30 protein-coding genes, 1 tRNA gene and 1 riboswitch are annotated in these 25,435 nt (G+C 64.5%); of the genes, 12 read left to right on the forward strand and 19 right to left on the reverse strand.

Features of this window, described 5'->3' with window-relative positions; genetic code table 11:
- The first annotated feature begins 36 nt into the window (after nucleotides 1-36).
- Nucleotides 37-546 (forward strand): SigE family RNA polymerase sigma factor, encoded by a 510-nt coding sequence (locus tag ACIHFD_RS25345; protein WP_397368953.1) that lies wholly within the window; start codon nucleotides 37-39, stop codon nucleotides 544-546.
- 22 nt (nucleotides 547-568) lie between these two features.
- Here the strand turns inward: ACIHFD_RS25345 and ACIHFD_RS25350 are convergent, their stop codons facing one another.
- Nucleotides 569-1,141, reverse strand: a complete 573-nt coding sequence (locus tag ACIHFD_RS25350) for a MarR family winged helix-turn-helix transcriptional regulator (RefSeq protein WP_397369064.1) — start codon at nucleotides 1,139-1,141, stop codon at nucleotides 569-571.
- A gap of 109 nt (nucleotides 1,142-1,250) precedes the next feature.
- Between ACIHFD_RS25350 and ACIHFD_RS25355 the strand changes: the two genes are divergently transcribed.
- Nucleotides 1,251-1,817: a YceI family protein gene (locus tag ACIHFD_RS25355; RefSeq protein ID WP_363977288.1), complete on the forward strand. Its 567-nt coding sequence runs from the start codon at nucleotides 1,251-1,253 to the stop codon at nucleotides 1,815-1,817.
- A 162-nt stretch (nucleotides 1,818-1,979) separates the two neighbouring features.
- Nucleotides 1,980-2,069, forward strand: a tRNA-Ser gene (locus ACIHFD_RS25360).
- A gap of 85 nt (nucleotides 2,070-2,154) precedes the next feature.
- Here the strand turns inward: ACIHFD_RS25360 and ACIHFD_RS25365 are convergent.
- The 12 genes from ACIHFD_RS25365 to ACIHFD_RS25420 form a co-directional block, all read right to left on the reverse strand.
- Nucleotides 2,155-3,501, reverse strand: coding sequence for a tyrosine-type recombinase/integrase (locus tag ACIHFD_RS25365; protein WP_397369065.1), 1,347 nt, complete (start codon nucleotides 3,499-3,501; stop codon nucleotides 2,155-2,157).
- Nucleotides 3,501-3,704 (reverse strand): helix-turn-helix domain-containing protein, encoded by a 204-nt coding sequence (locus ACIHFD_RS25370; protein WP_397368954.1) that lies wholly within the window; start codon nucleotides 3,702-3,704, stop codon nucleotides 3,501-3,503. The genes ACIHFD_RS25365 and ACIHFD_RS25370 overlap by 1 nt, the downstream gene beginning before the upstream one ends.
- Entirely contained in the window at nucleotides 3,704-5,314 is a 1,611-nt protein-coding gene (locus ACIHFD_RS25375) for a replication initiator (RefSeq protein WP_397368955.1), read from the reverse strand. The genes ACIHFD_RS25370 and ACIHFD_RS25375 overlap by 1 nt, the downstream gene beginning before the upstream one ends.
- The gene (locus ACIHFD_RS25380) at nucleotides 5,311-5,463 is read right to left on the reverse strand and encodes a hypothetical protein (protein WP_397368957.1); all 153 of its coding nucleotides are present in this window, start codon (nucleotides 5,461-5,463) and stop codon (nucleotides 5,311-5,313) included. The genes ACIHFD_RS25375 and ACIHFD_RS25380 overlap by 4 nt, the downstream gene beginning before the upstream one ends.
- Nucleotides 5,456-5,656, reverse strand: coding sequence for a hypothetical protein (locus tag ACIHFD_RS25385; RefSeq protein ID WP_397368958.1), 201 nt, complete (start codon nucleotides 5,654-5,656; stop codon nucleotides 5,456-5,458). Before ACIHFD_RS25385 ends, ACIHFD_RS25380 begins: the two co-directional genes overlap by 8 nt.
- Complete coding sequence (locus tag ACIHFD_RS25390) at nucleotides 5,656-7,080, reverse strand: FtsK/SpoIIIE domain-containing protein (protein WP_397368959.1); 1,425 nt, start codon at nucleotides 7,078-7,080, stop codon at nucleotides 5,656-5,658. The genes ACIHFD_RS25385 and ACIHFD_RS25390 overlap by 1 nt, the downstream gene beginning before the upstream one ends.
- Nucleotides 7,081-7,168: 88 nt before the next feature.
- A complete protein-coding gene (locus tag ACIHFD_RS25395) occupies nucleotides 7,169-7,486 on the reverse strand; it encodes a hypothetical protein (protein WP_397368960.1) in 318 nt (105 codons plus the stop codon).
- Nucleotides 7,483-7,899, reverse strand: coding sequence for a plasmid replication, integration and excision activator (locus ACIHFD_RS25400; protein WP_397368962.1), 417 nt, complete (start codon nucleotides 7,897-7,899; stop codon nucleotides 7,483-7,485). Before ACIHFD_RS25400 ends, ACIHFD_RS25395 begins: the two co-directional genes overlap by 4 nt.
- A 119-nt stretch (nucleotides 7,900-8,018) precedes the next feature.
- Nucleotides 8,019-8,735, reverse strand: coding sequence for a GntR family transcriptional regulator (locus ACIHFD_RS25405; protein WP_397368963.1), 717 nt, complete (start codon nucleotides 8,733-8,735; stop codon nucleotides 8,019-8,021).
- A 64-nt stretch (nucleotides 8,736-8,799) separates the two neighbouring features.
- Nucleotides 8,800-9,261: a hypothetical protein gene (locus tag ACIHFD_RS25410; RefSeq protein ID WP_397368964.1), complete on the reverse strand. Its 462-nt coding sequence runs from the start codon at nucleotides 9,259-9,261 to the stop codon at nucleotides 8,800-8,802.
- A 29-nt stretch (nucleotides 9,262-9,290) separates the two neighbouring features.
- Nucleotides 9,291-9,638: a hypothetical protein gene (locus tag ACIHFD_RS25415; protein ID WP_397368965.1), complete on the reverse strand. Its 348-nt coding sequence runs from the start codon at nucleotides 9,636-9,638 to the stop codon at nucleotides 9,291-9,293.
- Nucleotides 9,635-9,811: a hypothetical protein gene (locus ACIHFD_RS25420; protein ID WP_397368966.1), complete on the reverse strand. Its 177-nt coding sequence runs from the start codon at nucleotides 9,809-9,811 to the stop codon at nucleotides 9,635-9,637. The genes ACIHFD_RS25415 and ACIHFD_RS25420 overlap by 4 nt, the downstream gene beginning before the upstream one ends.
- Before the next feature lie 358 nt (nucleotides 9,812-10,169).
- On the opposite strand from ACIHFD_RS25420, the gene ACIHFD_RS25425 reads away from it, so the two are divergent.
- On the forward strand, nucleotides 10,170-11,387 hold the full coding sequence (locus tag ACIHFD_RS25425) for an XRE family transcriptional regulator (protein ID WP_397368967.1): 1,218 nt from the start codon (nucleotides 10,170-10,172) through the stop codon (nucleotides 11,385-11,387).
- Here the strand turns inward: ACIHFD_RS25425 and ACIHFD_RS25430 are convergent.
- Complete coding sequence (locus ACIHFD_RS25430; RefSeq protein ID WP_397368968.1) at nucleotides 11,365-11,928, reverse strand: NUDIX hydrolase; 564 nt, start codon at nucleotides 11,926-11,928, stop codon at nucleotides 11,365-11,367. The two genes, ACIHFD_RS25425 and ACIHFD_RS25430, sit on opposite strands and share 23 nt — an antisense overlap.
- A 421-nt stretch (nucleotides 11,929-12,349) precedes the next feature.
- Between ACIHFD_RS25430 and ACIHFD_RS25435 the strand changes: the two genes are divergently transcribed.
- Nucleotides 12,350-13,942 carry an RNA-directed DNA polymerase gene (locus ACIHFD_RS25435; RefSeq protein WP_397368969.1) on the forward strand — a complete coding sequence of 531 codons (1,593 nt, stop codon included), beginning with the start codon at nucleotides 12,350-12,352 and terminating at the stop codon, nucleotides 13,940-13,942.
- On the forward strand, nucleotides 13,924-14,610 hold the full coding sequence (locus ACIHFD_RS25440; protein ID WP_397368970.1) for a hypothetical protein: 687 nt from the start codon (nucleotides 13,924-13,926) through the stop codon (nucleotides 14,608-14,610). The genes ACIHFD_RS25435 and ACIHFD_RS25440 overlap by 19 nt, the downstream gene beginning before the upstream one ends.
- 194 nt (nucleotides 14,611-14,804) lie before the next feature.
- Here ACIHFD_RS25440 and ACIHFD_RS25445 read toward each other — a convergent pair whose 3' ends face one another.
- Nucleotides 14,805-15,383, reverse strand: coding sequence for a hypothetical protein (locus ACIHFD_RS25445; RefSeq protein WP_397368971.1), 579 nt, complete (start codon nucleotides 15,381-15,383; stop codon nucleotides 14,805-14,807).
- Nucleotides 15,384-16,223: 840 nt separating this feature from the next.
- On the opposite strand from ACIHFD_RS25445, the gene ACIHFD_RS25450 reads away from it, so the two are divergent.
- Entirely contained in the window at nucleotides 16,224-16,613 is a 390-nt protein-coding gene (locus tag ACIHFD_RS25450) for a hypothetical protein (RefSeq protein ID WP_397368972.1), read from the forward strand.
- A 488-nt stretch (nucleotides 16,614-17,101) separates the two neighbouring features.
- Nucleotides 17,102-17,923 (forward strand): abortive infection family protein, encoded by an 822-nt coding sequence (locus tag ACIHFD_RS25455; protein ID WP_397368973.1) that lies wholly within the window; start codon nucleotides 17,102-17,104, stop codon nucleotides 17,921-17,923.
- A 293-nt stretch (nucleotides 17,924-18,216) separates the two neighbouring features.
- On the opposite strand, the gene ACIHFD_RS25460 is transcribed toward ACIHFD_RS25455, so the two are convergent.
- Nucleotides 18,217-18,621, reverse strand: coding sequence for a tyrosine-type recombinase/integrase (locus tag ACIHFD_RS25460; protein ID WP_397369066.1), 405 nt, complete (start codon nucleotides 18,619-18,621; stop codon nucleotides 18,217-18,219).
- Between ACIHFD_RS25460 and ACIHFD_RS25465 the strand changes: the two genes are divergently transcribed.
- Nucleotides 18,621-18,854 (forward strand): hypothetical protein, encoded by a 234-nt coding sequence (locus ACIHFD_RS25465; protein ID WP_397368975.1) that lies wholly within the window; start codon nucleotides 18,621-18,623, stop codon nucleotides 18,852-18,854. The genes ACIHFD_RS25460 and ACIHFD_RS25465 overlap by 1 nt on opposite strands.
- A 418-nt stretch (nucleotides 18,855-19,272) precedes the next feature.
- Here ACIHFD_RS25465 and ACIHFD_RS25470 read toward each other — a convergent pair whose 3' ends face one another.
- Complete coding sequence (locus ACIHFD_RS25470) at nucleotides 19,273-20,304, reverse strand: replication initiator (RefSeq protein ID WP_397368976.1); 1,032 nt, start codon at nucleotides 20,302-20,304, stop codon at nucleotides 19,273-19,275.
- 759 nt (nucleotides 20,305-21,063) lie between these two features.
- Between ACIHFD_RS25470 and ACIHFD_RS25475 the strand changes: the two genes are divergently transcribed.
- The 3 genes from ACIHFD_RS25475 (at nucleotide 21,064) to ACIHFD_RS25485 (ending at nucleotide 22,970) form a co-directional block, all read left to right on the forward strand.
- Nucleotides 21,064-21,654: a hypothetical protein gene (locus tag ACIHFD_RS25475; protein ID WP_397368977.1), complete on the forward strand. Its 591-nt coding sequence runs from the start codon at nucleotides 21,064-21,066 to the stop codon at nucleotides 21,652-21,654.
- A gap of 206 nt (nucleotides 21,655-21,860) precedes the next feature.
- On the forward strand, nucleotides 21,861-22,064 hold the full coding sequence (locus tag ACIHFD_RS25480; protein ID WP_397368978.1) for a hypothetical protein: 204 nt from the start codon (nucleotides 21,861-21,863) through the stop codon (nucleotides 22,062-22,064).
- A gap of 501 nt (nucleotides 22,065-22,565) precedes the next feature.
- Entirely contained in the window at nucleotides 22,566-22,970 is a 405-nt protein-coding gene (locus tag ACIHFD_RS25485) for a hypothetical protein (RefSeq protein ID WP_397368979.1), read from the forward strand.
- Between the two features lie 173 nt (nucleotides 22,971-23,143).
- Here the strand turns inward: ACIHFD_RS25485 and ACIHFD_RS25490 are convergent, their stop codons facing one another.
- The gene (locus tag ACIHFD_RS25490; protein ID WP_397368980.1) at nucleotides 23,144-23,773 is read right to left on the reverse strand and encodes a GNAT family N-acetyltransferase; all 630 of its coding nucleotides are present in this window, start codon (nucleotides 23,771-23,773) and stop codon (nucleotides 23,144-23,146) included.
- A gap of 7 nt (nucleotides 23,774-23,780) precedes the next feature.
- Nucleotides 23,781-23,881: riboswitch (SAM riboswitch) on the reverse strand.
- Between the two features lie 158 nt (nucleotides 23,882-24,039).
- Nucleotides 24,040-25,221 carry an Ig-like domain-containing protein gene (locus ACIHFD_RS25495; protein WP_397368981.1) on the reverse strand — a complete coding sequence of 394 codons (1,182 nt, stop codon included), beginning with the start codon at nucleotides 25,219-25,221 and terminating at the stop codon, nucleotides 24,040-24,042.
- Nucleotides 25,222-25,435: the final 214 nt, after the last annotated feature.

The following is a 25,435-nucleotide window of genomic DNA, read 5'->3' on the forward strand; positions in this document are numbered from 1 at the left end:
AGCTCAATAGAGCATCAGGCTGCGATTCTGGCCACGATGCAGACCACCGGTTGGGAAGACGAGTTCCGCGAGTACGTGAGGGCGCGCGGTCCTGCGCTGCTGCGCGCGGCCCACCAGCTCACCGGACACCCGCTGGACGCGGAGGATCTGCTGCAGAACGCGCTGACCAAGACGTACCTGGCCTGGGACCGCATCGAGGACCGGGGGGCGCTCGACGGGTACGTGCGGCGGGCCATGGTGAACATCAACATCTCGCAGTGGCGGCGGCGCAGGCTGGAGGAGTACCCCTCGGACGATCTGCCCGAGGTGTGCTGCGCCTCCGAGGAGCCGCACGGGGACGTGCACGAGCAGCTGGAACAGGCTCTGGAGGAGCTGCCGGAGCGGATGCGGGCGGCGATCGTGCTGCGGTATTACGAGGACATGACCGAGCCGGAGATCGCCAGGACGCTGGGGATCAGTGTGGGCACGGTAAAGAGCACGGTGTCGCGCGCGATGGCCAAGCTCAGGAACGCGCTGGGCCTTCCATCGCACGGGCACGGCTCATGACCTTCGATCTGCGACCTCGGCCTCATGGGGCTTCGGCTTGCACGCCCATGGCGGCTTGCGCCGGGGCCGTGGCTTCTTCCGGCCGGTGTGCGGCCATCTCCGTGCATGCTGCCGTGGCCTGAGCCCCAGTTGCCCCACTTGCCCCTGCGGTGGCGCAGGGCCGTACCACGTCCCTGATCTTCCGCAGCGTGGCCAGGAACGTCTCCAGCTCCTCCGCGCCCAGCAGCCCGGTGAACCAGTCGTCGATGTCCTGCACGTGCTGCGGCAGCACGGACTCCAGCCGCGCCCGCCCGGCCTCGGTGAGTACGGCGTAGGAGGCCCTGCGGTCGCTGGGACACGCCTCCCGGGTCACCAGCCCTTCCCGCTCCAGCCGGTCGACGACCCTGGTCACCCCACTCGTCGACAGCTCGGTCTGCGCGGCCAGATCGCTCATCCGCAGCCGCTGTCCCGGGGAGCGGCCCAGCCGGAGGACGGTCTCGAAATCGATCTCCGACAACCCCGCGCCGCCGAGCACTGGCTGAAGTCTGGCCAGCAGCCCCCCATGCACCTCCGTCAGAAGCCCAACGGCCGTCAGCCGGTGGTCGTCAAAGTTCATCACCCTCATAGCGTAGCCGACGATAGTTGACGCGCGGAATATTCCTCGTGTAGAAATTTGTTGCCGCAGACATCCGCACAGCAACGAACCCCTATCGAGGAGAACCCCGATGACCACCACCCGCACCTGGGAGTCCCTGACCATCCCCGCCGCCGGCACCTACAACTTGGACGTGGCTCACACCCGCATCGGTTTCGTGGTCAAGCACATGATGGTCAGCAAGGTCCGTGGCCACTTCGGCTCCTTCAGCGGCTCGGTCACGATCGCCGAGAACCCGCTCGAGTCGACCGCCGAGCTCACGATCCAGGCCGACAGCATCGACACCGGGGTCGCCGACCGCGACGGCCACCTGCGCAGCGACGACTTCCTGGCCACGGAGAAGTTCCCGGCGATCACCTTCAGGAGCACCCGCGTGGTCGGCCACTCGGGCGACGAGTTCACCGTCGCCGGCGACCTGACCGTCCGTGACGTCACCAAGGAGGTCGAGCTCACGGTCGAGTACGGCGGCGCCGGCACCAACCCGTGGGGCGCTCCGGTCTGGGGCTTCTCGATCACCACGGAGTTCGACCGCGAGGAGTTCGGCCTGACCTGGAACCAGGCCCTGGAGACCGGCGGCGTCCTGGTGGGCAAGAAGGTAAAGATTGAGATCGAGGGCGAGGCCAACCCGGCCGCGTAACCCGGTTATCCACAGCCCCGAAGCCCGTCCACGCTCTGGGCGGGCTTCATCCACAGGCAGTTACCCACAGGCTGTTGATAACTCTTGGCGAAGGACGGGGATCAATCACTTTGCCGCCTCGCCAGAAGGCCGGTACGCTGTCCTGAGCCGCGAAGGCTTCCAGGAGGATTCGCCTAGTCAGGTCTATGGCGCCGCACTGCTAATGCGGTTTGGGTTTACCGCCCATCCGGGGTTCAAATCCCCGATCCTCCGCAGGCGGAAGGCCCTCTCCCCGAGTACGGGGAGAGGGCCTTTTTGATCTTTGAGGGCGTCGTAGTTGCAGGGCTAGTTGCAACGGCTAGGGATTTCCCCAGAGAGCGGAGGCGAGTCGCTCCCCCGCGTCGCGCATCAGGGGTGTGGATACGTGGGTGTAGCGCTCGGTGGTGGTCACCCTGGTGTGGCCGAGTACCTGCTGTACGACGCGGATGTTCACACCCTGCTCGATGAGGAGCGTCGCGGCGGTGTGCCGGGCGTCGTGCACTCGGACGTCCCGGACGCCAGCCTGCTGGAGGATGGCCTTCCAGCGCTTCCAGTCCTCGGTGCGCTCGATGGGCGAGCCGTGCTTGCTCGCGAAGACCAGGTCGTGGTCTTCCCATCGATCTCCCGCCCTCTCCCGCTCGGCATCCTGCACCTCGCGGTGTGCCTTGATCTGGGCGAGGAGCTCGGGCGGGCACTGGAGGGTGAGCTTGCTCTTGCCTTTGCGCTGGCGGAAGACCAGGCCGCCGCCGGTTCGCTTGGGGCACTTGTCCGCATGGCCGGCGCAGTCCTTGAGACAGGGCCGCTTGTAGCAGGCATGGCCTGATTTGGTGCAGCCCGGCTTGCAGGTCGGCTGGTGTCCGTGGATCTTGCATCTCTTGCGGCATGGCTGGCGGTGCCACTTCTCGCCGCAGGCGTGCGAGTCGGCGCAGCCGTGGCGCCATTCCTGGCGCTGCACCTGGAACCAGGCCCGGATCTCGCCCGTGTCCATGTCGATGTACGACCACCGGAGCCCGAGAGCCTCGCCCTGACGGATGCCAAGCGCGAGCGCCACCGACCACCGAGCGCCGTTCCTCTTGGCCTTGGCTACGTCGAGGATGCGGCGAGCCTCCTCCCGCGTGAGCGGCTCGATCTCGGTTTCCGCGGCTGTAGGCGCGTCCACGAGGGTGGCCACGTTTCGCATGACCTTGTCGCGTCGGACGGCCACCTTGAGGGCACGGGAGATGATGCGGTGCACCTTGAGGACCGTGCTTGTGGACAACCCCTTGTCCAGCATCGTCGTGTATGCGGTGTCGAGGTGCTCAGGGGCGAGCCGGTTCAGCTTGTGTCGGCCGAGAAGCGGGATGATCCAGTGGCGGGTCTTGGAACGGTAGTCAGACAGCGTCCGCGGAGCCATCTTGCCCGAGGCCACCAGGCGTTCACAGATCACGTCGAAGTACTCGGTCATCCACTCGGCGACCGTGGGCACGCGGCCAGGCTTGGTGACCTGTCCGGTCTCGCGGTTGCCTTCCAACTCGGCGACCTTGCGGGTTACCTCGGTCTCGGTCTTGGCCATCCGGTGGCGACGATCAGGAGAGCCGTCGGGCTTGATGCCGATGGTGACCCAGCCGTGCCAGTAGCCGTCCTGGCCGAAGTAGATGGAAGAGCGCCCGTTCGGCTTCTTCGCCATCACGCCGCCCTCTCCGTCCGCGCCAGGCCCGCCTTGGCCTCCAGCGCGCGGGCGAAGTCGACGAGCGCCCACCGGGGCACGAGCCGGTACCCGTCTTCTTTGATCGACTTGAGTTCACCGGCTTTGATCAACCGGAACACTGCGGTTCGGCTCATTCCGAGCAGGGCAGCCGCGTCCTTTGGCCGGTAGAACAGGGGCTCCATTACGCTGCCTCCTCCCGATTTGCCGAAAGATCTTGGCCGTCCGCTCTCGCCTGGAGTTCGGCCATATGGGCGCGCCAGCGTTCGCGTTCGGCGACGGCGCGGAGGAGGCGCACGGCCAGCGGGGGCACGTTGGCGTCTCCGGCCGGGACGGGCTTCCAGACGTAGCGGTGAGGGTCGGTGGGCTCGTCAGGTTGGCCGAGGGCTTCCAGGACCCAGGTACGGCGGTCTTGCCTGTGCTCGGCGAGGGTCTTGTTGGACCACTTGCGGGAGACCAGCACGCGGCGTCCGGCGTAGCCGAGGTGATCGGGCTTGTGGGCCTTGCCCCGGCACTGGCCGGGGACCATGCCTGACTTGGCGGCCTTGGGCTGGATGCCGTAGCGCAGCCAGTTGGCGCAGGTGGGCGAGCAGGGTTCGAGTCGCAGGGCCTCAAGCATGCGTTCGGCGTGTCGGCGCTGAGCACGGTGGTTAGGGTTCCAGCCGCCGCCAAGGGACTTGGTCAGGTACTTCGACAGGTACCGGATGCACTGGTCGGCGTCGGGAGTGCCGGCCAGGATGCCTTTCACGTCCACCTGTGCACCGAAACGGATCACGTGCATCGGCTGGGCGCTCTCGTCGGCGTCGAGCTGGTCGAGCGCTTCGTCCCAGGTGGGCAGTACCTCCCCGGTGCCGGGATCGAGGTAGCCGACGCCGTTGTCCCACACGGGCGGGCGGTCACCCTCGAAGACGACACGATCGGCTGGCGGCCACCACACCTGGTGGTAGGTGGCCGCGGCGATTTGCTTGATCTCCGCGCGTGGCAGGGTGCCGCGGACAGCCATGTGGAGGTGCGGGGCGAGCCGCCTTTGGGGTTCGACGGTGGCGAAGTACTGCACGTCATAGCCAGCCACGCGGCGCAGGTTCTGCACGAAGCGGTCCACCAGCTTGGAGAAGTGCAGCGCGTCCCGAGCCGCCCGGACATAGTCGTAAGTGTCAGGATCGACAGGCACGCCATCGCGGATCTTGCCGTAGGACGGCAGGGTCAGCGTGACGAACAGCGAAGGCCGGTAGACGTTACCGCCCGAGCTGGCGAACGTCCGGCCCAGCGTCGTGTTCGCCATCTTCCGCTGGGGCAGGTCCGGGGCGTCCTGGCGCCGCCTGGTCGAGCGGTTCCGCTTGCCGCTGGCGCCCGCCAGCACGTTGCCGCGCATTCCAGCGGTGTTGATCTCCTCATCGAGACCCGTGATGATCGCGTCCAGGTCGGCCGTGTCCTTGCCCGCCTGGTCTGCCTGGTCGCGCTTGGCCTGCATGTCGGCTCGGAACTCGATCAGCCAGCGTTGCTCGTCGTCGGGCTCGTCCGGCGTGATGGTCGGCTCGTGGTCGAGGTGCCAGCCTTCCCGGCATTGCGCCATGCGGAGTTGCCGGTTGCGCTTGGCGCATGGCGGGCACACGGCGTCCAAGGTGGCGCCGCACGGGACATCGATGATCTCGCGTTGGCCGGTGTGGGTGTCGAGCCGCTGGAGCGCGATGGGCCGGATGCAGACGCCGTGTTGCTCGGCGACCTCTCGGGCGACATCGCGCGCCCGGGGCATCCGCTGGCGCACGGCCCGGGGCAGGGAGCGGTCGTAGGTCATAGCTCCTCCCCGGCATCGAGGGAGACGAGCGCCCCTTGGCCGCACTCACGACACTCGACCACACCCGCCGCCAGATCTATCCACAGCGTGTTCTCGGAGAGGCAGCAGGAGCAGCGCAGTCCTTCCAGGAGGTAGGCCAGCTCACGCATGGTCGCCCACCTCCGTCTCGGTCAGGTCGGCGCACAGCCGGTAGTGCTCCTGGTAGGGGTGGCGCAGCACGTGCGGGTGGAAGACCTCGAAGACCCGCAGCCGGGGCAGGTCCCGGGCGGTCAGCAGGATCAGCAGCGGGCGGCCCGCGACCAGGGCGATCTCTTCGGCGGTGCCGTGGAAGCAGACCCGCATCACGCACCACCGCCGGAGGCGAAGGCGCTGGCCATGGCGCGGATATCGGCGTCGGAGACGTAGGCCGCGCGGACTCGGATCGGGTCGGGGCTGGTTTCCAGTCGGACGTAGCCGACGCCCGCGCCCAGTTCGGGGACGGGGGAGATGTGGTCGGCCAGTGCGCCGCGGTCGCGTGCGCCGTCGCCGAGGACCATGTCCACCTGTTCGGACTCGTCGAGGCGGAGGGCGATCTTGTCGGGGAACAGGTTGCGGATGTTCATGACCTCCTTGCGGGGGTCCTGGAGCGCTGCCAGCACGCCGACGCCGACCGCGCGCCCTTGGGTGGTCAGGGTGGCCAAGGCAGCAGAGATGCGGCGCCTCAGCTCTCTGTCCGACTGGTAGGCGGTCAGGAACGCCACCTCGTCGACGACGACCAGGACGAACGGGTCATCGATGGTGGGGACGTGGTTGCGCTGGAGTCCGGCGAAGCGCGCCGCGCGTTCCTGCATGACCTGGACCACCTGTTCCAGCAGCTCGGCGCAGTCTTCCGGAGTGGCCGCGTACCGAGGGCCGAACAGGGCGCGGCCATAGGACAGCTCCATCAGCTTGGGATCCAGCGCCCACAGCTCCACGAGGCCCGCACGCACGGCCGGGAGCAGCCCGCGGATGACAGACCAGATGATCGAGCCCTTGCCCGCGCCGGTGGCACCGGCGACCAGGACGTGTGTGCCGTGCACCTTGAGCCGCCATGGTCGCCCGTCCTCCTGCTTGCCGACCTCGACCGCGCCCACGCTCGGCTCAGCGAGCAGGGGAAGGGCCGGCAGCGGCGTGGCCAGCGGATCGGTACGCGGGAACGTCAGCGTGATCCGGCCCGCCTGTGCCAGCGCCACCCGACAAGAGGTCGCGCCGAAGCCCTGAGCGAGGTGATCGATGCGGTCGGCCCAGTCCTTGACCGCCTGCCCCTTGAGCATGCGCACGCTGACCAGATCGGCCCACGGGGTACAGGTGACCTTCACCAGGCGTGGCAGGTAGTCGCGGCCACGGATGTGCCGTCCCAGTCCAGAGACGATCATGACGGGTTGCCAGTGCCGCCGGTACACCCAGATCAGCCGCCACCAGGCCAGCAACCGCCAGCCGATCAGCCGGGCGAAGGAGTCCCGGTTGGTGAGCGCCCAGGCGAGCAGCCCGACCGGAGTTGGTGTGCTGAGCAGGAGGGCGACGCGCCAGCCGTACAACAGCGTGAGCACACCGGGCGCGGCGGCGGCGAGCATGGCGATGGGGTGTCGCCATGTCGCCCGGACGAGGCCGACCACAATGCGCCCAGCGAGGATGATCAGGGTAAGGATGGCAGGGGTGGTGACGACGGCCGGGCGGAACACCACAGCCGTATCCGGAGTCGTGGTGACGAGGTTGCGCGCCTCGTCACCAGGAAGCCGCCTGAACATAAGCTTGATGCCTCTCGTGATGTGGAAGTCAGGGGAGAACCGAAGGGGCCGCCGGAAGTTGCCGCTTCTGGCGGCCCCGCCTTACTGGTCAGGTCGCCGTGGTGTCGGCTTCCTTGGTGGTGGCCGACTGTTCGGTGTGCAGGCGCTCGCAGTCGGCCAGGTAGCGTGCGGCGGCGTTGAAGATCTCGCGGGCGGTGGACAGGTTGGCGTCGGTGACCGGTCCGGCCGCGGTGGTGGAGATGTGCACGTTCGCTTCGCGGGAGCTGAGCTCCAGGTACGGGCGCGGGTTGCTGAGCAGGATTCCGGAGCTGACGCGCAGGCCGGGCGTGTGGAACGAGATGCCCAGGTGCGGGGTGGAGTCCGGGCGCATCGTCAGCGTGATGTAGGTGTACGGCTGGGAGCTCATGCCGCGGTCTCCCTGCTGGTGGGCGCCGTCTGCTGCTTGGGACGGGCCGGGCGCATGCCGGTGGCCCGGTAGGAGTAGGCCAGGCGTCCGGCCGGGTTGACGTACGGGGTGACGGTCATGCCGGTGAACTCGACCGCCGCGATCGGCAGCCCCGAGATCGGAGGCGGCGCGACGGGCGGGGTCTGGGACAGGATCTTGACCGCGACCGTCTTCTGGCCGGCCTTGAGTGTGGTGTCGCCGTCCATGACCGGGACCTGCCAGATCGGCTCACCGGTGGTCTTGTCCTTGGCGTAGACGGTCTTGCCGTTGGTGGATGCCTCGAAGTTCTTGACCTGTTCGACCTGGCCGACCAGGAAGCAGCCGTGCGGGAACGCCTGCTCGAAGGTGATCGGGATGGGGCCTTGGAGTGCCATGGGGTTCCTCTCGCCCGGGACGCGCTCTTCGTTCGCTCGTCCACTTGTCCGCATAAGTTGAGAGTAGGTGAACGCAACTCATCCGCACAAGTGGTTAAGCCGAAGGGGCGAGGTAAGAGTTAGCTCACCTTGAAGACATCCTCAAGCTCGTGCAGGCTGCCCGGCAGCGTCACGCTGACCACCATCAGCACCGCGCCGGCCGGATCATGCACCGTGGCCAGCACACCGAGCACCGGGTTGGACGAGCCGAGCAGCTCGGCTTCCTCCGTGGTCGGCTTGCGCGCGGTCACTCGCTCGGTGATGTGATCGAAGCGCAGGTGCTTGACGGCCTGGAGATGCTGCCGGATCCCGTGCCGCAGTGGTTCGGGCTTGTCCAGGTCGGTGCCTAGTGCGTGCTCCAGGGGCACCCAGAACGTCTCCGCCGCCGAGATCACGTCACCCTGGCGAGCAATACGCTTCCGCATGATCACTGGCGTGTGCTCAGCGACACCCAGCAGGCGCGCCACATGCCGAGGAGCCGGAACACGCCCCGCTTCCACCACGGCATCAGGGCTCTCGCCCTGCTCGGTGGTCGTCTGACTGGGCCGAACCTGATTGGCGACACTCTCCGGACGCCCCTTCACGAAGGAGCCGCGCCCATGCTCGCGCTCGATCCAGCCCTGCATGGCCAACGTCTGAAGCGCCCGCACCACCGTCGTACGGCCGACACCGAGCTCCCGCACCAACTGCGTCTCGGACGGCAACATGTCGCCCGGGGCATACTCGCCTGACTCGATCCGCTCCTGAATGGCCCGCATCACCTGGGCGTATTTAGGTGGGGCGAAGTCCATGCTCATCTCAACCGCCCGTTCACTCTTGCACTCGTGCGCATAAGTACAGTACCGGTTGAGAACGCGCCTGTCAGGACCCGCCAGGTACAGGCATAGCTGACCCTTCACGCCCTTCCAACCGGGAACCATTGACCAGCGTGACGCACTTCGGGCATGCCTGAGGAACGGTAGGGGAGAAGGACAGCGACCACCCGCAGAACGGCAATGGCTTGACCGGCGACGAGCACACAGCCACATCCGCCCCAGGCAACACCGCATGTTGCTCCAGAGCGCGGCCAACTTTCGAGAACCCCGCCACGTACGTCTGGGCAGAGACATCAGGCACACTCGCCCGTTCATCCAAGACCAGATCATCCCAAGCGACAGGCCAGCGATGCACGCCCCGCGGGAGTTCATGAATTCCGTCGTCGAGTTTGACGAGAGCGACCTTGCTGTCGCGCAGCACGGCCACCACGACACCTACACGACCGAGCAGCATGGAACCGTAGGCGCGCGTGGACCTGGGGCTGTGTTCCATGGTCACGATGGTCACGCGATATCCGACTCGCGCCCACGCCCTGCTCACTGTGGCTCTCCTGGGGACGCCTCGTGCCGGCCCGCCGCGCGCAAGTCGACGGCCCCTTGTTGCGTGCGCAGTTCGGCGTACCGCATGGCGATGCGGCGAGCTGCCCGAAATGGATCATTCGCCGGATGCCATGCATAAATGACGCGTCGGCGATCGACATTCCATCCAGTACGCCACCAAAAGCGCCCTCCATCGCACCAGACGACGAGGCCCACCCAGACCGAAACCAGCGCCAGCCCATAGCCATCATGGACATCGGCGTTGATTCCGTCGCGCCGCAACGCCTCCCGGAGAAGGTCGGCCGACCAGCAGGGATCAACCGTGATCGTTACCGGGGAGATCATTTGACTACCCGCTCGAATCGCACAGATCCCGCCGGATCGATGTACGCACGGAAAATCTCGCGCCTGGACCAGCCGTCATCGCCCGCGCCGAAGTCGTAAACCATGTGCGCGATGGCGCCCCGGATCGAGACGTCCCGTGGCATGCCCCTCATCGCCTTGCGCAGCTCGTCCATGGCCGTGGCCTGGAAAGCGCTGGAACCACACGGTCCCAGCGCCTCACCCTGCGCTGATGCGATACGAACTTCCCACTCGAACCGCTCGTGCGGCGTCTCGGCCGGGGTGGGGCAGTGCAGACATTCCTCTCGGGCGGATACCGCCAGGCCAACCCCGGAGGCAGTCACATGACCGCGCCGACTAACGATCTTCCAGCCGCGTCCTTCGCATTCTGTGCATCTAACTGGCGTTGTCATGCCGGACAGCATGGGAGCCATACCGTTTGAGACCTATCCCACGCTGGTATCCCACTTTGAGATATAGGCTCGCCAACACCTCAATGCATGATTCCCGGGTCCCACAAGTTGGAGGTCCAGAATGCAAAAGGGTGTGGCCAGCCGGATCGATATACCCGCATCCGTCTGGGACTCCGACGACACTCGGGAAATACTCAGAAAACGCGACTTCGCCGGACTTTTCGCCATAGCCGTCAAATACGGCGCCAGCCAGGTACGCATCGGCGCAGTCGCCGAACTCGGACAACCCGCCGTAAACGCGATCCTGCACGGCAAACGATCAATCGCCGAACTCCACGTCATCGAACGCGTCGCCACAGGCTTCGGCCTCCCCGACCACGCCCGCATGCTGCTCGGCCTGGCCCCACAAGACATCGCCTCACCCACCGGCGACCACAACGACGCACACGAGGAACAGACCACCGAACTGATCGGCCGCCTCGATTTCGCCGCCACCATCGACCCGATCACGGTCATGATCCTGCGCACCGACACCAATAACTTGCGCTATCTGGACCGCAAGCTCGGCGGCCCTGCCATCGCCGACAAGATGCGCGCCCAGATAGCCCAGATCGAACGCGCCCACCGCCACGCGATACGACACGGCATCCGCACCCAACTCGCCCACCTACTCGCCGAAACCGCCTCCTTGGCTGGCTGGCAGGCCATCAACACCCTGGCCCTCAACGACGCCTGGACCCACTACGAACACGCCAAAGCCGCCGCCTACGAGGCCGAAGACCCTTCCCTCCTCGCCTACGTGTCCGGCGAACAGGCCTACGTCCTGACGGAACTCGGACGTCCCGCCGAAGCCACCGCACTCCTCCAACACGTCCACGCCCAACACCGCGATCACGTGCCGCGCCGCCTGCGCACCTGGCTGTCAGCCGCCGAGGCAGACGCCGCCGCCATCCTCGGCGACGAAACCACCTGCCGCGCAGCTCTCGACCAAGCCGCCGCTCTACTCCCCGAGGGCGACAGCGACCCGGACATGCCCTACCTGTTCATCAACGCTCACCACGTAGCCCGTTGGCGCGGCAACTGCCTCGTCCGCTTCGGCGATCCCGACACCGCCGACGACCTCCGCTCAGCCCTGGCCGGCATGGACGGCACCCACATCCGCGCCGAATCCGGCGTCCGCTGCGACCTCGGCCACGCCCTCCTGGCCGCTGGCGACCCTGAAGCCGCTCAACCCCACATCCACCGCGCCCAACAGCTCGCCACTATGACCGGCAGCCGCCGCCAGCGCCGCCGCATCGACGAGCTGTCGAAAGCCGTCAACCGCGCCCTCGGCCGTTGAGCCACACCTGAGCCTGAAGCAATCCGATCAACGTTCCCGACGTCCAGATGTCTCCGCGGGCGATCATCGATGGAATCTCCGCCATCGGAACCCACTCGATCCGATCAGCCTCCACCTCACCCTCAGGCGAGCCCACCAACTCGGCCCCATGCGCGACGAACAGGATGTGCTCTGAGTCCACCATGCCGGCCATCGGCTGATAGGTCACAAGAGGCTCAACGTTCTGCGGCCGGTATCCGGTCTCCTCTTCCACTTCCCGGACCGCGGTCGCCATCGGGTCCTCACCGGCCTCGACGAGCCCGCCGGGAAGCTCCCACCCCCATCGATCGAACACGAACCGATGCCGCCACATCAGCAACACACGATCCTGCTCATCCAGAACGACTGCGATCGCGGCCCTATCTAGATGCACCACGTGGTGCTCGAAGCGCTCCCCGCCTGGGATCTCCACATCGGCCAGACCCAGCCGAATCCACCGGTTGTCGTAGACCAGCCGTTCCCCATGCACGACCCAGCGGGTCAGCTCAGCGTCATCAGCCACATTGCGAAGTTACCTGCCAGCCTCGTCCCCGTACACGTCTTCTCAGCGACAGCCGGGACGAGACGCTACATCTGTGATGGGCCGCGTCCCTACAGGTTCGATGCCGGCCCCTGCCCACCGGTTGACCACACGCCGGACCCACCAGATAGCGGCACTGCGACTCCTCGTGGCCAGCACTCCGCTTGCACGCACCTACAGACCACGACGCCAGCCAAGATGAACGCTGGCACACGCTCGGACAGTAGCGGGCCGCCTACAGCGCGCTTGGGGAACCCGCATCCCGGAGGAACGCTCGGACGACCTTGCAGCGAGCAAACGTGTAGACAACGCTTTTCTCGTCCAGATATACATATATGAATCGGCAACCGTAGCTGGACCTGGGACCTAGAGAGCGATGACAGTCATCCAACGATCATGCTTCATGCGCGCAGTAAGCAATATTGCGGATCGCGGAGATACCGATGTCTTTCCATTTCCCATCGAAAACCATGTCTTCCATGACGAGCCAGACGAAGTCGTCGGGCTGCTAGAAGCGATTTCCCAAGATATTGATGGCTCTCTCAATCGGTTGCCGCTAACAAGCTATTCAAGCCTAGCGTCTGTTGGGTATACGGGTTATAGGTGGGCAACCCAAATTGATCCGCTCTGGAATGCCTACCTCTTGTCGCTCGTCATTTCGCTGGCGCCTGCAATAGAGGCAGCCCGCATCGATCCGAGTGAGCAAACCGTCTTCTCGTACCGCTATCAGGCGGGACCGGATGCAGGTTTATTTAATACAGATGGCTGGCGAGCTTTCCAGGACAGATGCTTCGAACTGGCAAACCAGCACGCGCTCATCATCTGTGTGGACGTAGCTGACTTCTATTCGCGTATATATCATCACAGACTAGAGAATGCGCTGCAAGAAGTTGATTATTCCAGTTTCGCTCGGACTAAGGAAATAATCAAACTCCTTGGGCGACTTAGCGGCGGAACATCATACGGACTACCGGTCGGAGGTAATGCGGCGAGGCTCCTGGCTGAGCTGGTGCTGAATCGCGTAGACCACCTGCTCATGGCGGAGGGATTTGAGGGCAAGTTCTGTCGATATGCGGACGATTATCGATTTTTTGTAAACGATCTTCAGTCTGCCCACCGATGCATCGGAATGCTATCCGAGAAGCTTATGAGGAACGAGGGCTTTTCCCTACAAAAAGCCAAGACTCGGATCATGACATCAGCTGAGTACCAGCTTGTGACCGAGCCGCACCAGCATGCGGAGCCCGGCAGCGCGGGAAAGTTCCTCGGCTTGCGTTTGCATTTCGACCCGTATTCGCTGACTGCCGTCGAAGATTACGAGAGGATGATGGCTCAGATCGCGGAGTTTGATGTTCTGGGCTTGCTGCGCGATGAGATCACAAAGGGACGCATCCATATCAATCTCACCAGGAAACTGGTTTCGGCGCTGCAATACATGGACGCGACCAGTAGAGTTCAGGCAGTAATCTCCTTGCTGGAGAATATCGACACGCTAGCTCCCATTACACCTCAGGTTATGTTAGCAGTCCGCCATTGCCTGGACGATCTCAACGACTCAGAAACGGCCGGCCGGATTACAGAGACCGTTCGTAAGCTCATCGATGACGAGCATTATCTAGCCAAGAACGATCTGAACCTTGCATATATGATACGGGTCCTCGCGAGTGGTCAGTCGCGAGAGAACGAGCGCATGCTGATCCGTCTGTACGGTTCAACACATGGCTATGGAGGGCAGTCTGCCCCGAACATCCAGCGCGACATCCTGCTAGCAATGGCAAAATGGAACGTGAGGTACTGGCTGAGCAGTCGCAAGCCTTCTTTCAATACCGATCATGTGTGGGTTCGCCGCGCTTTCCGAGTGGCCAACTATGCGCTAGGTGATGAAGGCAAGCATTGGAGGAAGGCAAATCCGCCCGAAAGCCAGAGTCTCGATTCAATAATTCAGAACTGGGCCGCCAAGCGCTCCAGTAATTCTAGATGGTCGATTCCGATATGATTTCCGTCCGGCGTTTCTCGCTGCAAGGATCAATATGGCGCCAGCGGACACCTATGATGGAGCAGCTGGTTCGATGGATAAATAGTCGCGTTGCACCTTTCGGTAGACCTATCAACGTGAGCCATGAACCGAACCGCAGTGCGCTCGTCTCCGAGACCGCGTTTCGCCGGGCCGCCGTGGGTGCACCGCTGTTTCGCCACGACGATGGGTCCGAGAACGCTGCGCGTGACCTCCTACTGCTTTTGCCGCGGGGACTGTACGGCGAGGCGGTTCTAACCGAAGCTGAGCAACTCGAGGTTGATCTTGTGCAGCAGAACATCATGCACTATGCATCAACCCTCACAAAGGCCATATACTTCCATCCCGTGCCCGGCTGTGGGGTAGTAAGTGCAGCAACTGCGGATATCGTTGATGCGAATGGGATAACGGAAATAAAGGCCGTCGGGCGAGCATTTCGCGGCAATGATCTTCGTCAGCTACTTACTTATGCCGCAATGCTGTATGCGTCCGGTGCGTCTACGCAACGCCTAAATCTCTATAATCCACGTAGAGCCATCCTGTTCTCGAGCGGGCTCGATGAGATTTCGCTCAGCGTTTGTGGGCGATCGTCTGTTGAATTAATGCAGGACCTGGTAGATGATATGATTGGATTTCAGGTTTCCGCTTAGTGGAAATCTTCTAGCAAGCGCTGTTCTCCATTGTGACGGGCCGCCCGCGTCGCTATGCGGCCTCTGGTCCTCAGGTGTGGCGGTTCTGCAGTTTGATTCAGCGTTGCACCGGAATCTTCGGATGGCCCTGTGCATCCGACTGGTTCGGACTGCTCTCTGAAGCGTCTCTTGTCCCGCTGCTGACCGCAACGTCCTCAATCGAGGTAGAGAGTGGAGAACTCTGCATCCATCTCAGCGCGGACCCTGATGTCCTCCCTCAACTTAGTGTCGCACGCATCGAGGAAGTGAGCGATACGCTCCATCGCCTCCTGGAAGCGCCTCAAGTGAACCCGAGGGAGAGCCCTGAGGGTCTCGGTCCCGTCCTTTTTGACTGGATATCTGGAATGCTCGGATGTGGGGTCGAAGACATGGAGCTGATGAAGCACCGCTTCCACGTTCTCGACTGCTTCCGCATCTTCGCTGTCTAGCTCGTCTCGGAGGAGCAGGTCTTTTGTGGTGCCCCAAAGCGCGTCGATCCTGTGGGTTTTCGGGAGGCTGCCAGGGACTCTGTGCCACTTCTGCAGGAGAGTAATTAGCACCTTGAGCTGCAACTCAACGTAGTGGCGCCAGCAAAGCAAGAAGGGATAAACGAGGGTGTCCTGGTGGTGGCCTGTTGTGGCTACATGTGTGACCAGAATCTCGGCTGCATGGCGATATCCGAGGACATAGCCAAGCCACCTGTCACGCGGCCAATCCATGCACGCGACTAGCCACCACTCGTCGTCTTTGCTCATAGCTGCGAGACTGTCGTTGGCTACCGGCCATGGTGCGGAGGCCGTCCAGGCTGCTGGGCTGCTGGAATCAAACGCCTCGCCATCGTCCGTGGAATTCATGTCTAACAGTGTGCGGTACAAGGGGGCGAATTTTCGACCCTTTAAGGTGTTGAGGCGGCTGCGGGCAACGATAGGGGCGCCACACCAGCGGAGGAGGGCGATGGCCGTGCACAGGTCTCGATCTGGCTCCGTTCCAGGCTATTCTCAACGGGTTGTGCCTGATCTCAATTGATGCTTGGGTCGCGGGACAGGGCAATCACACTGCCGAGTTGTTCTTATAAGGATCAAGCGGCGGCGCGTCGCGCCGCCGTACGCCCCGCGCCGGCGTCCCGCGCTGCGCGTGCGGCCTGGGGGCCGTTCTCGCGCGAGCGCCACGCGGGGCATCGCCGTACGGCCGTCTCGCCATACGTCCCGAACCCGCCGACCAAGCGACGAACCGCCGCACAGGATCGGCCACGTCGTTCCGCTGTCACAGGTAGATGTTCAGGCATGCCTCCGGCGGGGGCCTCAGGCTCCGGGATGATCGCGACAGTCTCAGGGTTGTCAGTGGCTGAGGTGAGCTGATCTTCCCGTCGCCATCGCCCCAGGACAAGCCGAGCAGACCAGGGGGCAGGGGCGAAGGTCGTTCTTCCAGTGGGGAGCTCCACCTTCACCCCTGCCCCCTGGCCCGCTTCCCCTGACGGATGGGGCGACGGCGACGGGAAGATCAGGTTACCGGCTAGAGAACGTATGCGGATCTGTAGGTCTCTCAGTTCGTACGTTTTGCTGGTGTACAGACATGAGCCCATCTATGGTCGGTTCGTGATTTCTGCTGTCGAGATGACTCTGACAGGCTTTGAGTTCGCCTTATGGGGAGCAGCTGGGAGCTTGGCGGTCGATGGCTTGGAGCTCATCACCGAGATCAAGAAACACGGAGGGTTTCCCTGGGGCAAGAAAAATCATCCAGGGGTGACGCCCTACATCGTGTCGATCTTTATTAGGCTAGGTATCGGGGCAACCCTTGCCGCTGCCTTCGGGCTTGGAGGTCAAGTTACGGGCGTAGTCGGCGCCTTGACGGTGGGCATCGCCGCACCATTGATCATGGAAAAGCTTGGGAAGGCAGCAGCATCAACTGTACCGACAGTACAACCTGGTATCGCGCTAGACGCCCCACAGGCCTCAAACCCATCTGACGAAGGTGGACGGAGATGATGCAGCGGCCAGATAAGCGTCGAAGAGCGCACGTCAACGTGCCAGAAGTGTTATTGGAGACCTTGCTCGCGGTGTTCCGGCTGAATCTCTCCTCGTGGTCGGCGACTACAAGGTTGAGCCTGCTCCTCGGAGTGGTAGTACTCACTTCGAGCCTCTTGCTCTTCGCTAGCCTCATTAGGTGAAGATCCAGCACTACGGAATCACTACTCGGCCTAGTGGGCCAAATCGCCGCCCTAACTCGATACCCGTGCCGTTGCGTGCCCGACCGAACAGGAAACAGGGGGGACCAGCAGGGAGTCACGGGAACGTGGTAGGTGCCCTAAGCAGGGTTGATGCAGGCCACTCAAGATCGTCTTATCTATTTGCAAGCAGGATGTCAGCGGCACGCGTGGAGCCCCTACAACTTACCCTCCTGATAACCAGCAGCGCGCTGTCAGCGCGATCCGGCATGCTGGAGGAGCATAGCCGGACAAGGGCGGTGACATGACATGAGTGATCTGATCAGCCGAACCACGCGTGGTCTGTTTCGTGATCTCATGACCGGTGCCACTCTTGGCGAGATCGACGCGGCCTTCCAGGACGAGCTTTTCCCGCCCAGCACAACCAGCACCTACCAGGACAGCAGCGTTCGGCGAACTCGCACGCAGGAGTACCTTGAAGCCGTCGACTGGAGCGACATCAACCACGTCGATAGGGCTCTGCGCGTCTTCGAGCGGTTGGCCCACGGGTTCGAACCGCAGTACAGCCGTGGGTTCTTCCAGTCTTTGAAGCGCGATGGCTATGTCCTCGACGAGGAGAGCGGGCACCTCCTACCCGTGGGCCCACGATTCTCTTTAGATTCCCTGAAGAACCTGTCCGATGCCTCAGCTATCCGTCAACAGTTGGGGCGCATACAGCGGGCGATCATCGACGATCCAGCTTTGGCTGTTGGGAGCGCCAAGGAGTTGATCGAGAGCACGGCGAAGGTCGTCTTGAAGGAGCGCGGATTGCCCGTAGATGACAAGGCGGATCTTCCAGCCCTGGTGCGCGAGGCTCAGCACGCCCTCTGCTTGCACCCCTCCTCCGCCACACCTGGACCAGACGGCAGTGACGCTGTCAAGAAGATTCTCGGTGCTGTATCGTCCATCGCCATCGGCGTAGCTGAACTGCGTAACCGCGGCTACGGTACGGGGCACGGCCCTGCGAGTGTTCCGGTCGGGCTTGGTCCTCGTCACTCGCACCTAGCGGTGAACGCCGCGTTCACGTGGTGCCAGCTTGTTCTGGACACCCTGGCCGATCCCAAGGCGCCTTGGCGAAAGACCAACCCGTAACAGTCGCGGACCTCGCAGAGTTGGTCCATGAAGTGACCCAGAGCGTGTAGTTGCAGTTCTAGTTGCAATCCAGGGCTGTACAGAGCCGTTCCAGAGGGATCGGCAACGTGAAGTAGTCCAGGTTGAACGGATCTGGACGGCCAAGATCCGAGCTGCTAATGCGGTTTGGGTTTACCGCCCATCCGGGGTTCAAATCCCCGATCCTCCGCAGGTGAGAGCCCTGCCCCGTGATCACGGGGCAGGGCTCTTTGATCTTGATTGACCCGATGCCGGACCATTGCCGGACCATTGCGCTAACGATCACGGTTTTCCACAGCCCGCGGGATCGCCGCGATCGTCGCGTCCGCGGCCGCCTGGGCGACATCGGGGACCACGCTCGTATACACGTCCGCCGTGAAGCTGTGGCGAGCGTGGCCGAGCGTGGCGGAGATGTACTTCATATCGACGCCGGCCGCCAGCATGATCGTCGCGGCGCAGTGCCGCAGATCATGGAACCGGATCGGCGGAAGGCCTTCAGCCGCGCAGATGGCGGTGAAGCGCTCGCTCACGTACTCCTCACGCAGCGCGCCGCCGTCGGCCGCCGTGAAAATCAGGCCTGTGTCGACCCAGTCCGGGCCCGCGGCCAGCCGCTCCCGCTTCTGCTGAACGACGCGTTGCAGAAGTGCTCGCCGGAGTCGCTGATGATGGCGCTGATGCAGTGCGCCAGGTCCGCGTGCAGACCATCGAGGCCAACACCGGCGACGCCGTCAAGAGGCGCGTCCGCGGGCCCGAAGTCATTGCGGGGTTCTGGAACCCCGACTACCTGGGAGAGGACGAAGACATGACTGGTGGCGCGATCTACGAGGCTGCGTGGGAGCAGGACCGCATGCCGGTGCCGTACGGCTCGGAGACGAACAAGGAGTGGAAGCCGATGTCCACCTCGGCGGGTTGAGGCCGGTTTCGTGACGGGTTCGGGTCTCACCTCCTTCGATGGTGCCGCAGGCTTGCCCGGCCCGTCGTGGGTCCACGCCTTCACCACGGCGGGCCGGGGGGTCGAGAGTCCGAGGGGCCGCCGGGGTGCCGGCCTCGCTCAGGTGCGGGTAGGACATCTGCATGGCCGGGGCGGATGCCAGGTCGATCGGGGAGCTGCTCTGCAGCTGCGCGAGGACGCCTGCCGTCGTCATAGCCGGGGTGAGGGGGCGTACCAGGCGTGCGACCCACCACAGGCGCCCCGAGAGGTCGCGGCCGAAGGAGATGTCCCAGCCCGGATACGTGGTGTTCAGGACGTCGAGTTGGCGGGCTCTCAGGTGCTCGGGCTGGAGCGTCGCAAGGGCTGCCAGTGCCGCGTCGGTCTTGTCCATGACCGCCCCCTAGCGCCAGCGGGATGAGAAGCCGACCAGGCCCGCGTACAGCTGCGGAGTGTCGGCGTCGCGGGCGGCCAGCGTTATGTCGTCCGTGCCGGAGGGGCACCAGGCGTAGGTCTTGACCAGGCCGGGGGGCCGCATCGCGCAGCCGTCGAGCAGCCAGATGATCTCCCGCTTGGTGCGCAGCCTCATCGGGCCGACGTTGTCGGTGTAGACCTCGACGGCCTTGTCCACCTTCCAGGCCGGCAAGCCCTCGCTCGTGCCTACGCTGAACGCCATGAGGCTTCGCGGGGCCGGCCGCGCCCGCAGCGCACCGATGAGTTTGACGGCTTCCTCGTCGCTGAGGAAGTGCAGCACCCTGCCGGCAATGACCGCGGTCAGAACATCGGGCTTGATCACCTCGCGCAGCTGGGGATCGCTCAGGATGGCGTCAACCTCGCGCGGGTCCTGGTGTACAACTCTCACGTCCTGCACCAGGCACAGGCCCCGCAGGTGCGGCTTGTGGGTCTTGCCCCGGCAGCGGCCTGGAGTCATCCCGGACTTGGCTCCCTTGGGCTGGATGCCGTACCGGAGCCAGTTCGCGCAGGCGGGCGAGCAGGGTTCGAAGCGCGGCGCCTCGGCCAGGCGGGCGGCGTGATCGCGGCAAGACTGGTCGTCGCCGTCGAGGCTTTCGCCGAGTGACTTGGTCAGGTATTTGCACAGGTAGCGGATGCACTGGTCGGCATCGGGCGTGCCGGCCAACACGCCCTGCACATCCATCTGACTCCCGAAGCGGATCACATGCAGGGGTTCGGCCGTCTCGTCGGAGTTGAGCTGGTCGAGCGCCTCGTCCCAAGTAGGTAGAACCTCACCCGTGGCGGGATCGACGTAACCGGCCTGCTCGTCCCAGACAGGCAGGTGTTCGCCATCGAAGACGACCTGATCGGCCGGAGGCCACCACACCTGGTGGTAGGTGGCCGCCGCGCGATCGACCAGCTTGGAGAAGTGCAGCGCATCCCGAGCCGGGCCGGGCGCCGCACGCCGGCCCCGCCGTACCAACCGAACGCTCCCGCAGGGGTTGCCACGCCGCCGAGCAGATACAGCCCTTACGATCGACACGGCGTGGCCGGTCACCGTAGATTGCTGGGGGTGATCGACGATCCGTGCTTCGTTCCTCAGCACGGCTCACCGAGCTCTCTGGTCCCCACCCGCTCACTACAGGTGGAACGGCGGCGACGAGAGGACTAGCCCGATAGGGCCCGCGGCATTCCCCGTGCCGTTAACGACGCCCCCATCGGGCGAGAGCGCGAATGATGGTAGGGATGTCCTCTCGGCGCGCACGCATGAGTGCGACAAGGCCGAGCACCAGCCACGGGAGAACTGTGATCAGGACCGCAAAGGGCAAAGACACGACAGAGTCACCTCTCGGAATCGGTGTCTGTCGCTGGAGCCTGCAACGCATCATGCACGGCGACCGCGCACCCACAAAACAGAATCCAGCGTCCAGAACGCTGAGCTGAGAATCACATGTCGCATCGCCCCCCGTCAACCATCCAGGTCAGCGACTAATCGTCGTGCAATTGAGCAGGGCAGCCAAGCAGTTCCGTCATGACACCTTGACCGCAACTGCAGTGATCACATGAAGGAGTGACTGACAGGCACTCTCGCGTTGCAGTTCGGGTTGTAATACGAGACCATCCGAGAGCGTTCCAGGCGGACCCTGTACAGCCTCTGACCTGCATTGAACGATCTGGAACGGCTCGAACTGGATCTTTTAATCCGTAGGTTCAGAGTTCGAGAGCCTGTCACAATCAGGGTGTGGACCTGGACTCCTCGCTGTTGAAGGCCGCTCAGTTCTGCGCTCCCCACATCCGAACCGAGGCCGGTGCCAGCGTCTCCAATGCGCTGGAGTACCTGAAACACGGCGAATGGGAGATGGTCCTTCTTTTGCTTGAGGAGCTCGGCGACGCACGCCCCCAGCCGCCCGAGTTCTGGGATCTGCTGGCTGATGCCGCCCGAGCGATGTGGCTTGAGTCGGATGTCGCATGGTACGAGTGGCGGCGCAGCGAGGCCTGGAACGGTGCTCTCCGGGCTGAGCTCTGCCTCTTGCCCACCGAGGAGGGAGGCCGCAAGGTGCCGATACTTCCCGGAAAAGGGCTTCGACCCATGTGGGATATCGGACGGCGCACGCCTGAGGGTGAGCTTTCGATCAGTATCGCCTTCCTCTGGGTGGAGGGTCATACTCCGCTGGAACCGGGAAGGTGCGCACCTGTGAGACTCCTTCCTTTGACCCCTGAACACTGGCGACATCTCAAATCGAGTGACGTGATCACCATGCACGAGACGCGACCGCCCAGCGGAACAGCCCGCATCATCGAGGTAATGCCGCCCGTGGTGGGCGCTCCCTAGTTGCAATCCAGCACCGTCCCACGCCGTTCCAAGCGAACCGGCCGCGTTCGTCAGTCCAGGTTGAATCGATCGGGACGGGCAAGATCAGCGCTGCTAATGCGGTTTGGGTTTACCGCCCATCCAGGGTTCAAATCCCCGATCCGCCGCAGGCGGAAGGCCCTCTCCCGTAGTTGAGGAGAGGGCCTCACCCAACCGAAGGATGGTCGTTGAAGCGCAGCAGCGGAACGCGCTGTAGTGGTGCTCGTAGTCTCGTCCCTCTCGGCTGGTTGTTCCTCGTTGTGGCCGGCTGGGTCGTTCTCACTGGAACAGGGGGCGATGCGACCACAGCGGTGATCGCGCTGGTGGGCGTGGGACTGGGGTTTCTCATCACAGCCGTCGTGCTGGTGATCGAGGACCTTAACCGCCACTGATCGGGGAGACCCCAGAGGGCGTCTTTCATCTGGAGGGTTGCTACGTGGGGGTGGCGCGCCCGGTGGTGGTCACACGGATGTGGCCGAGGTTTTCCTGAACGCCGTGCTCGATGAGGAGGGCATTGTTGGCTTGGGGTCCCGTACGTCGGCCTGCTTGAGGATGGACTTCCGCTGCTTCTAGTTCTCCGTGCGCTCAATCGGGTCGCCAAGCTTCGTGGTGAAGGCCAGATCATGATTGGTCCACCTGTTCCCAGCCTTGAGCCGTTCCGCGGTCTGGGCCTTCTTGCGCCCGTAGGAGGGCCAGGAGCGCGGCAGGCAGTGTCCCGAGGGCGATCGGGTCGGATGCTGTGTCGGTGTCAGCGGCTGTGTCAGCACGCCAACGGCCCGGTATCAGAGCGGTCGGCGACAGTGAATGCACAGAGCGCGAACCGGGGCACGCCCAGCTCGCCCCCGCCTCTCGTGGAAGCCCATTTCATAACAGAGCTAAGGGAGTACGCCACCATGTCCATCACCCTTTCCGACCAGGACAAGCTCACCCTGCGGACCGCCGCGTGGGGCGCCGTCTCCCTGATGTCCGCCGCTGGTGCCGCCGGCTCGGCCCACAAGGTCGCCACCGAGGGCTCCATCGCCCTGACCTCCGCGACCGGCCTGGTCGGGCACGTGCTCGCCAAGGCGCCCAAGGGCGTGAAGTACGGCAAGTCCGTCGCTGCCCTCGCCGACCTGGTGCTGCCGGCCCTGACCGCATCCATGAACCTGCTCAAGCAGCAGGACCCGGCCGAGGCCGACAACTTCCGCAGCACCGTCAGCGTCGCCCTCGCAGCAGCCGCCCGTACCCACCAGGGCCGGCCCAGCCCCACTCTGGCCGAGATGACCCGCAAGATCACCGCAGCGCTCGACGCTGCTTGATGGGTTGTCAACCTCGTGTCGCGGGGTCCACTCCGGACCCCGTGACAAGGCGGCGTGACGGGTCAGGCACGGGTCGAGTCCCGCCACCGGGCGGCCGATCTGGTGGGCGCCGAACTTACCGACAGGCCGTGTTCAGACGCTCAGGGGCGCCTCACCGCACCCAGCCGAAGCTCTCAGAAGGCTGGCGAACGGGAGCTCACGGCGGTGAGACGGGCTTGCAGTACCGGTTTGACGGTAGGCCAGTCTTCGGCGACCACTGCGAACATGGCCGAGTCGCGGACCTCGCCCTCCTCGCCGTGCGCCCACGACATGGACCAGGCGCGCAGCACGCCCTCGAAGGGGATGCCGAGGCGTTCCAAGGCCTGGCGGCACCGGTGGTTGCGGGCGTCGGTCTTCAGGTCGACGCGGGCGACGCCGAGCACGTCGAACGCATACGACAGCAGCAACAGCTTCGCCTCGGCATTGATCCCGGTGCCCTGCGCCGAGGCGGCCAGCCAGGTGAAGCCGATCTCGATCGCGCGCAGGTCCGGCCGGTCCGGCCACCTGCGGGGATCCCACAGGCCGGTGCAGCCCACCGCCTTGCCGTCGGTGAGCCGAACCTGCGCGAATGGGGTCAGCCCGTCGCGGACGAGCTGGGCCGACAGGTAGTCCGGTATCTCGCGAGCGCGAGGCACCAGCGTGAAGTCGTAGGACGACCGATCCTCCTCGGCCGCCTCCGCGAGATCCGGCGCATGTCGCATCGCCAGCGGCTCCAATCGCACCAGATCCCCGGAAAGGACAGGAACATCAATCCGCACGCTCATCAGCTCTCCCTCATCGTTCCTGGCATTGGCACCTTTCCCGCGGGTTTCCCGCCGGGGAGGTTGCCGGACCGTCACAGGGCCAGGTCCCTCAGATCCTCTGGATGAACTACCGAGTCGAGATCATGCCCGCACAGGCGGACACCGTCAATGCGCTTTCCTCGGACGGCGCTTGAACGGGGCAGATGAGCTCTCTGGAAGAGTGGCACCCAATGTGGGAAGTGCTCACCACCGGCGGCTACCGAGAACCGGGTCTGCCCGATCAAACCCTAGGCGTTGATCGACTTGCCTAGGGCGCTGCCCGCGAGCCAGTCGTCCCATGACTTCGCCCACGGCGTCGGCCCGTTGCCGAACTCGAGCTTCCGCGACGTCCCCGTGACCTCGATGATGTCTCCCCGCTGCGTGAAGTTGTAGAACCAGCGGGCGTTGGCCATGCTGGCGTTCACGCAGCCATGGCTGACGTTGCTGTTGCCCTGCGCGCCGGTCGACCAGGGCGCGGCATGGAAGAACATGCCGCTGTAGGTCATCCTGACATTCCACTTGGTATGGGCGTAGTACTCGCCGGGCCTGCCGATGGTGGCCGAGTCCATGAGGGTCGACGCGGCCTTCTCCTGGGCGATCATGACGCCGGACCAGCTTTCGTCGCCCTTCTTGCCCAGGCTGACCGGGATGGCCTTGACGACCTTGCCGTTCTCCCGCACGACCGCCCGGTGGGTGCCATTGCGGATCTTGGTGATGTGCTCGTCGCCGACGGTGAACGTCAGGCTGCGGTCCCTGGTGCCCCACAGGTCCCGGCCCGCCCGCAGCCCGGCCAGGTGCGCGACCACCGTGACCTTCTCGCCGACCGGCCAGTACTCGCGCGGCCTGAACTGGACCTCGCGGTCGCTCACCCAGCTCCACGCCCCCTCGACCGGCTTCGACATCCGCACCTCCAGCGACCTCTCGACCGCGGCCCGGTCGCTCCTGGCGGTCACGGGGCGCGACAGCAGGAGCTGGACGGGCATGCCGACGCCGACCTTCTCGCCGTCCAGCGGGGACATGCCGCTCTCCAGCACCCGCTTCGGCTTGAGCGTGGTGAACGTGGCTCGCGCGGTGACGGGCTTGCCGTCCCTGCCGGTCGCCTGCGCGCTCACCGTGTACGCGGTCGAGGGCCGCAGCGGCCACGTGGGGTGCCACGTCCCGTCCGCACCGAGGGTTCCGCGGACCTCATGCCCCTTGGCGTCGGCGACGGTCAGCTTGGTGACCTTGCCGTCGGTGGCCTTGACGCTGACTCCGGTGTCTGGGGGCACCTTCTTCGTGCCGTTCGCCGGGATGATCGACAGCTTGGCTGCGAGGGCCCGCTCCTGTGGGCCGGCGGGCGGTGGTGGGTTCGAGCCACCCGAGGTGCAGCCTGCGGTCAGCAGCAGCGTAGCCGTGAACGTGCTGACGAGTATGGTTCGGCCGTTCCGCATCGTCGATGCCTCCACTCCCCGACAAATAGGCATCTTTCGGACAAGACGGCCTATTAGCGATACGGAGAGCTATATGCCCATAACTGTGGGTAACAATGCAAAAGTGCCTTGATCGATGCGGCAGGTTGCGAGGCAGGCGTATCCAGAGGGCGTCTGCGAGATCGAGGAGTGGGACCTCGGGACGTGGCACCCGCCCACCATGAGGTGAGGCTGT

It is taken from the genome of Nonomuraea sp. NPDC051941, from assembly GCF_044593615.1.

What these genes read in the sequence shown, in the direction of transcription:
- ACIHFD_RS25345 (WP_397368953.1), top strand. Translation starts at nt 37, where the DNA reads ATGCAGACCACCGGTTGGGAAGACGAGTTCCGCGAGTACGTGAGGGCG.
- ACIHFD_RS25350 (WP_397369064.1), bottom strand. Translation starts at nt 1,141, where the DNA reads ATGAACTTTGACGACCACCGGCTGACGGCCGTTGGGCTTCTGACGGAG.
- ACIHFD_RS25355 (WP_363977288.1), top strand. Translation starts at nt 1,251, where the DNA reads ATGACCACCACCCGCACCTGGGAGTCCCTGACCATCCCCGCCGCCGGC.
- ACIHFD_RS25365 (WP_397369065.1), bottom strand. Translation starts at nt 3,501, where the DNA reads ATGGCGAAGAAGCCGAACGGGCGCTCTTCCATCTACTTCGGCCAGGAC.
- ACIHFD_RS25370 (WP_397368954.1), bottom strand. Translation starts at nt 3,704, where the DNA reads ATGGAGCCCCTGTTCTACCGGCCAAAGGACGCGGCTGCCCTGCTCGGA.
- ACIHFD_RS25375 (WP_397368955.1), bottom strand. Translation starts at nt 5,314, where the DNA reads ATGACCTACGACCGCTCCCTGCCCCGGGCCGTGCGCCAGCGGATGCCC.
- ACIHFD_RS25380 (WP_397368957.1), bottom strand. Translation starts at nt 5,463, where the DNA reads ATGCGTGAGCTGGCCTACCTCCTGGAAGGACTGCGCTGCTCCTGCTGC.
- ACIHFD_RS25385 (WP_397368958.1), bottom strand. Translation starts at nt 5,656, where the DNA reads ATGCGGGTCTGCTTCCACGGCACCGCCGAAGAGATCGCCCTGGTCGCG.
- ACIHFD_RS25390 (WP_397368959.1), bottom strand. Translation starts at nt 7,080, where the DNA reads ATGTTCAGGCGGCTTCCTGGTGACGAGGCGCGCAACCTCGTCACCACG.
- ACIHFD_RS25395 (WP_397368960.1), bottom strand. Translation starts at nt 7,486, where the DNA reads ATGAGCTCCCAGCCGTACACCTACATCACGCTGACGATGCGCCCGGAC.
- ACIHFD_RS25400 (WP_397368962.1), bottom strand. Translation starts at nt 7,899, where the DNA reads ATGGCACTCCAAGGCCCCATCCCGATCACCTTCGAGCAGGCGTTCCCG.
- ACIHFD_RS25405 (WP_397368963.1), bottom strand. Translation starts at nt 8,735, where the DNA reads ATGAGCATGGACTTCGCCCCACCTAAATACGCCCAGGTGATGCGGGCC.
- ACIHFD_RS25415 (WP_397368965.1), bottom strand. Translation starts at nt 9,638, where the DNA reads ATGATCTCCCCGGTAACGATCACGGTTGATCCCTGCTGGTCGGCCGAC.
- ACIHFD_RS25420 (WP_397368966.1), bottom strand. Translation starts at nt 9,811, where the DNA reads ATGGACGAGCTGCGCAAGGCGATGAGGGGCATGCCACGGGACGTCTCG.
- ACIHFD_RS25425 (WP_397368967.1), top strand. Translation starts at nt 10,170, where the DNA reads ATGCAAAAGGGTGTGGCCAGCCGGATCGATATACCCGCATCCGTCTGG.
- ACIHFD_RS25435 (WP_397368969.1), top strand. Translation starts at nt 12,350, where the DNA reads ATGCGCGCAGTAAGCAATATTGCGGATCGCGGAGATACCGATGTCTTT.
- ACIHFD_RS25440 (WP_397368970.1), top strand. Translation starts at nt 13,924, where the DNA reads ATGGTCGATTCCGATATGATTTCCGTCCGGCGTTTCTCGCTGCAAGGA.
- ACIHFD_RS25445 (WP_397368971.1), bottom strand. Translation starts at nt 15,383, where the DNA reads ATGAGCAAAGACGACGAGTGGTGGCTAGTCGCGTGCATGGATTGGCCG.
- ACIHFD_RS25455 (WP_397368973.1), top strand. Translation starts at nt 17,102, where the DNA reads ATGAGTGATCTGATCAGCCGAACCACGCGTGGTCTGTTTCGTGATCTC.
- ACIHFD_RS25485 (WP_397368979.1), top strand. Translation starts at nt 22,566, where the DNA reads ATGTCCATCACCCTTTCCGACCAGGACAAGCTCACCCTGCGGACCGCC.
- ACIHFD_RS25490 (WP_397368980.1), bottom strand. Translation starts at nt 23,773, where the DNA reads ATGAGCGTGCGGATTGATGTTCCTGTCCTTTCCGGGGATCTGGTGCGA.
- ACIHFD_RS25495 (WP_397368981.1), bottom strand. Translation starts at nt 25,221, where the DNA reads ATGCGGAACGGCCGAACCATACTCGTCAGCACGTTCACGGCTACGCTG.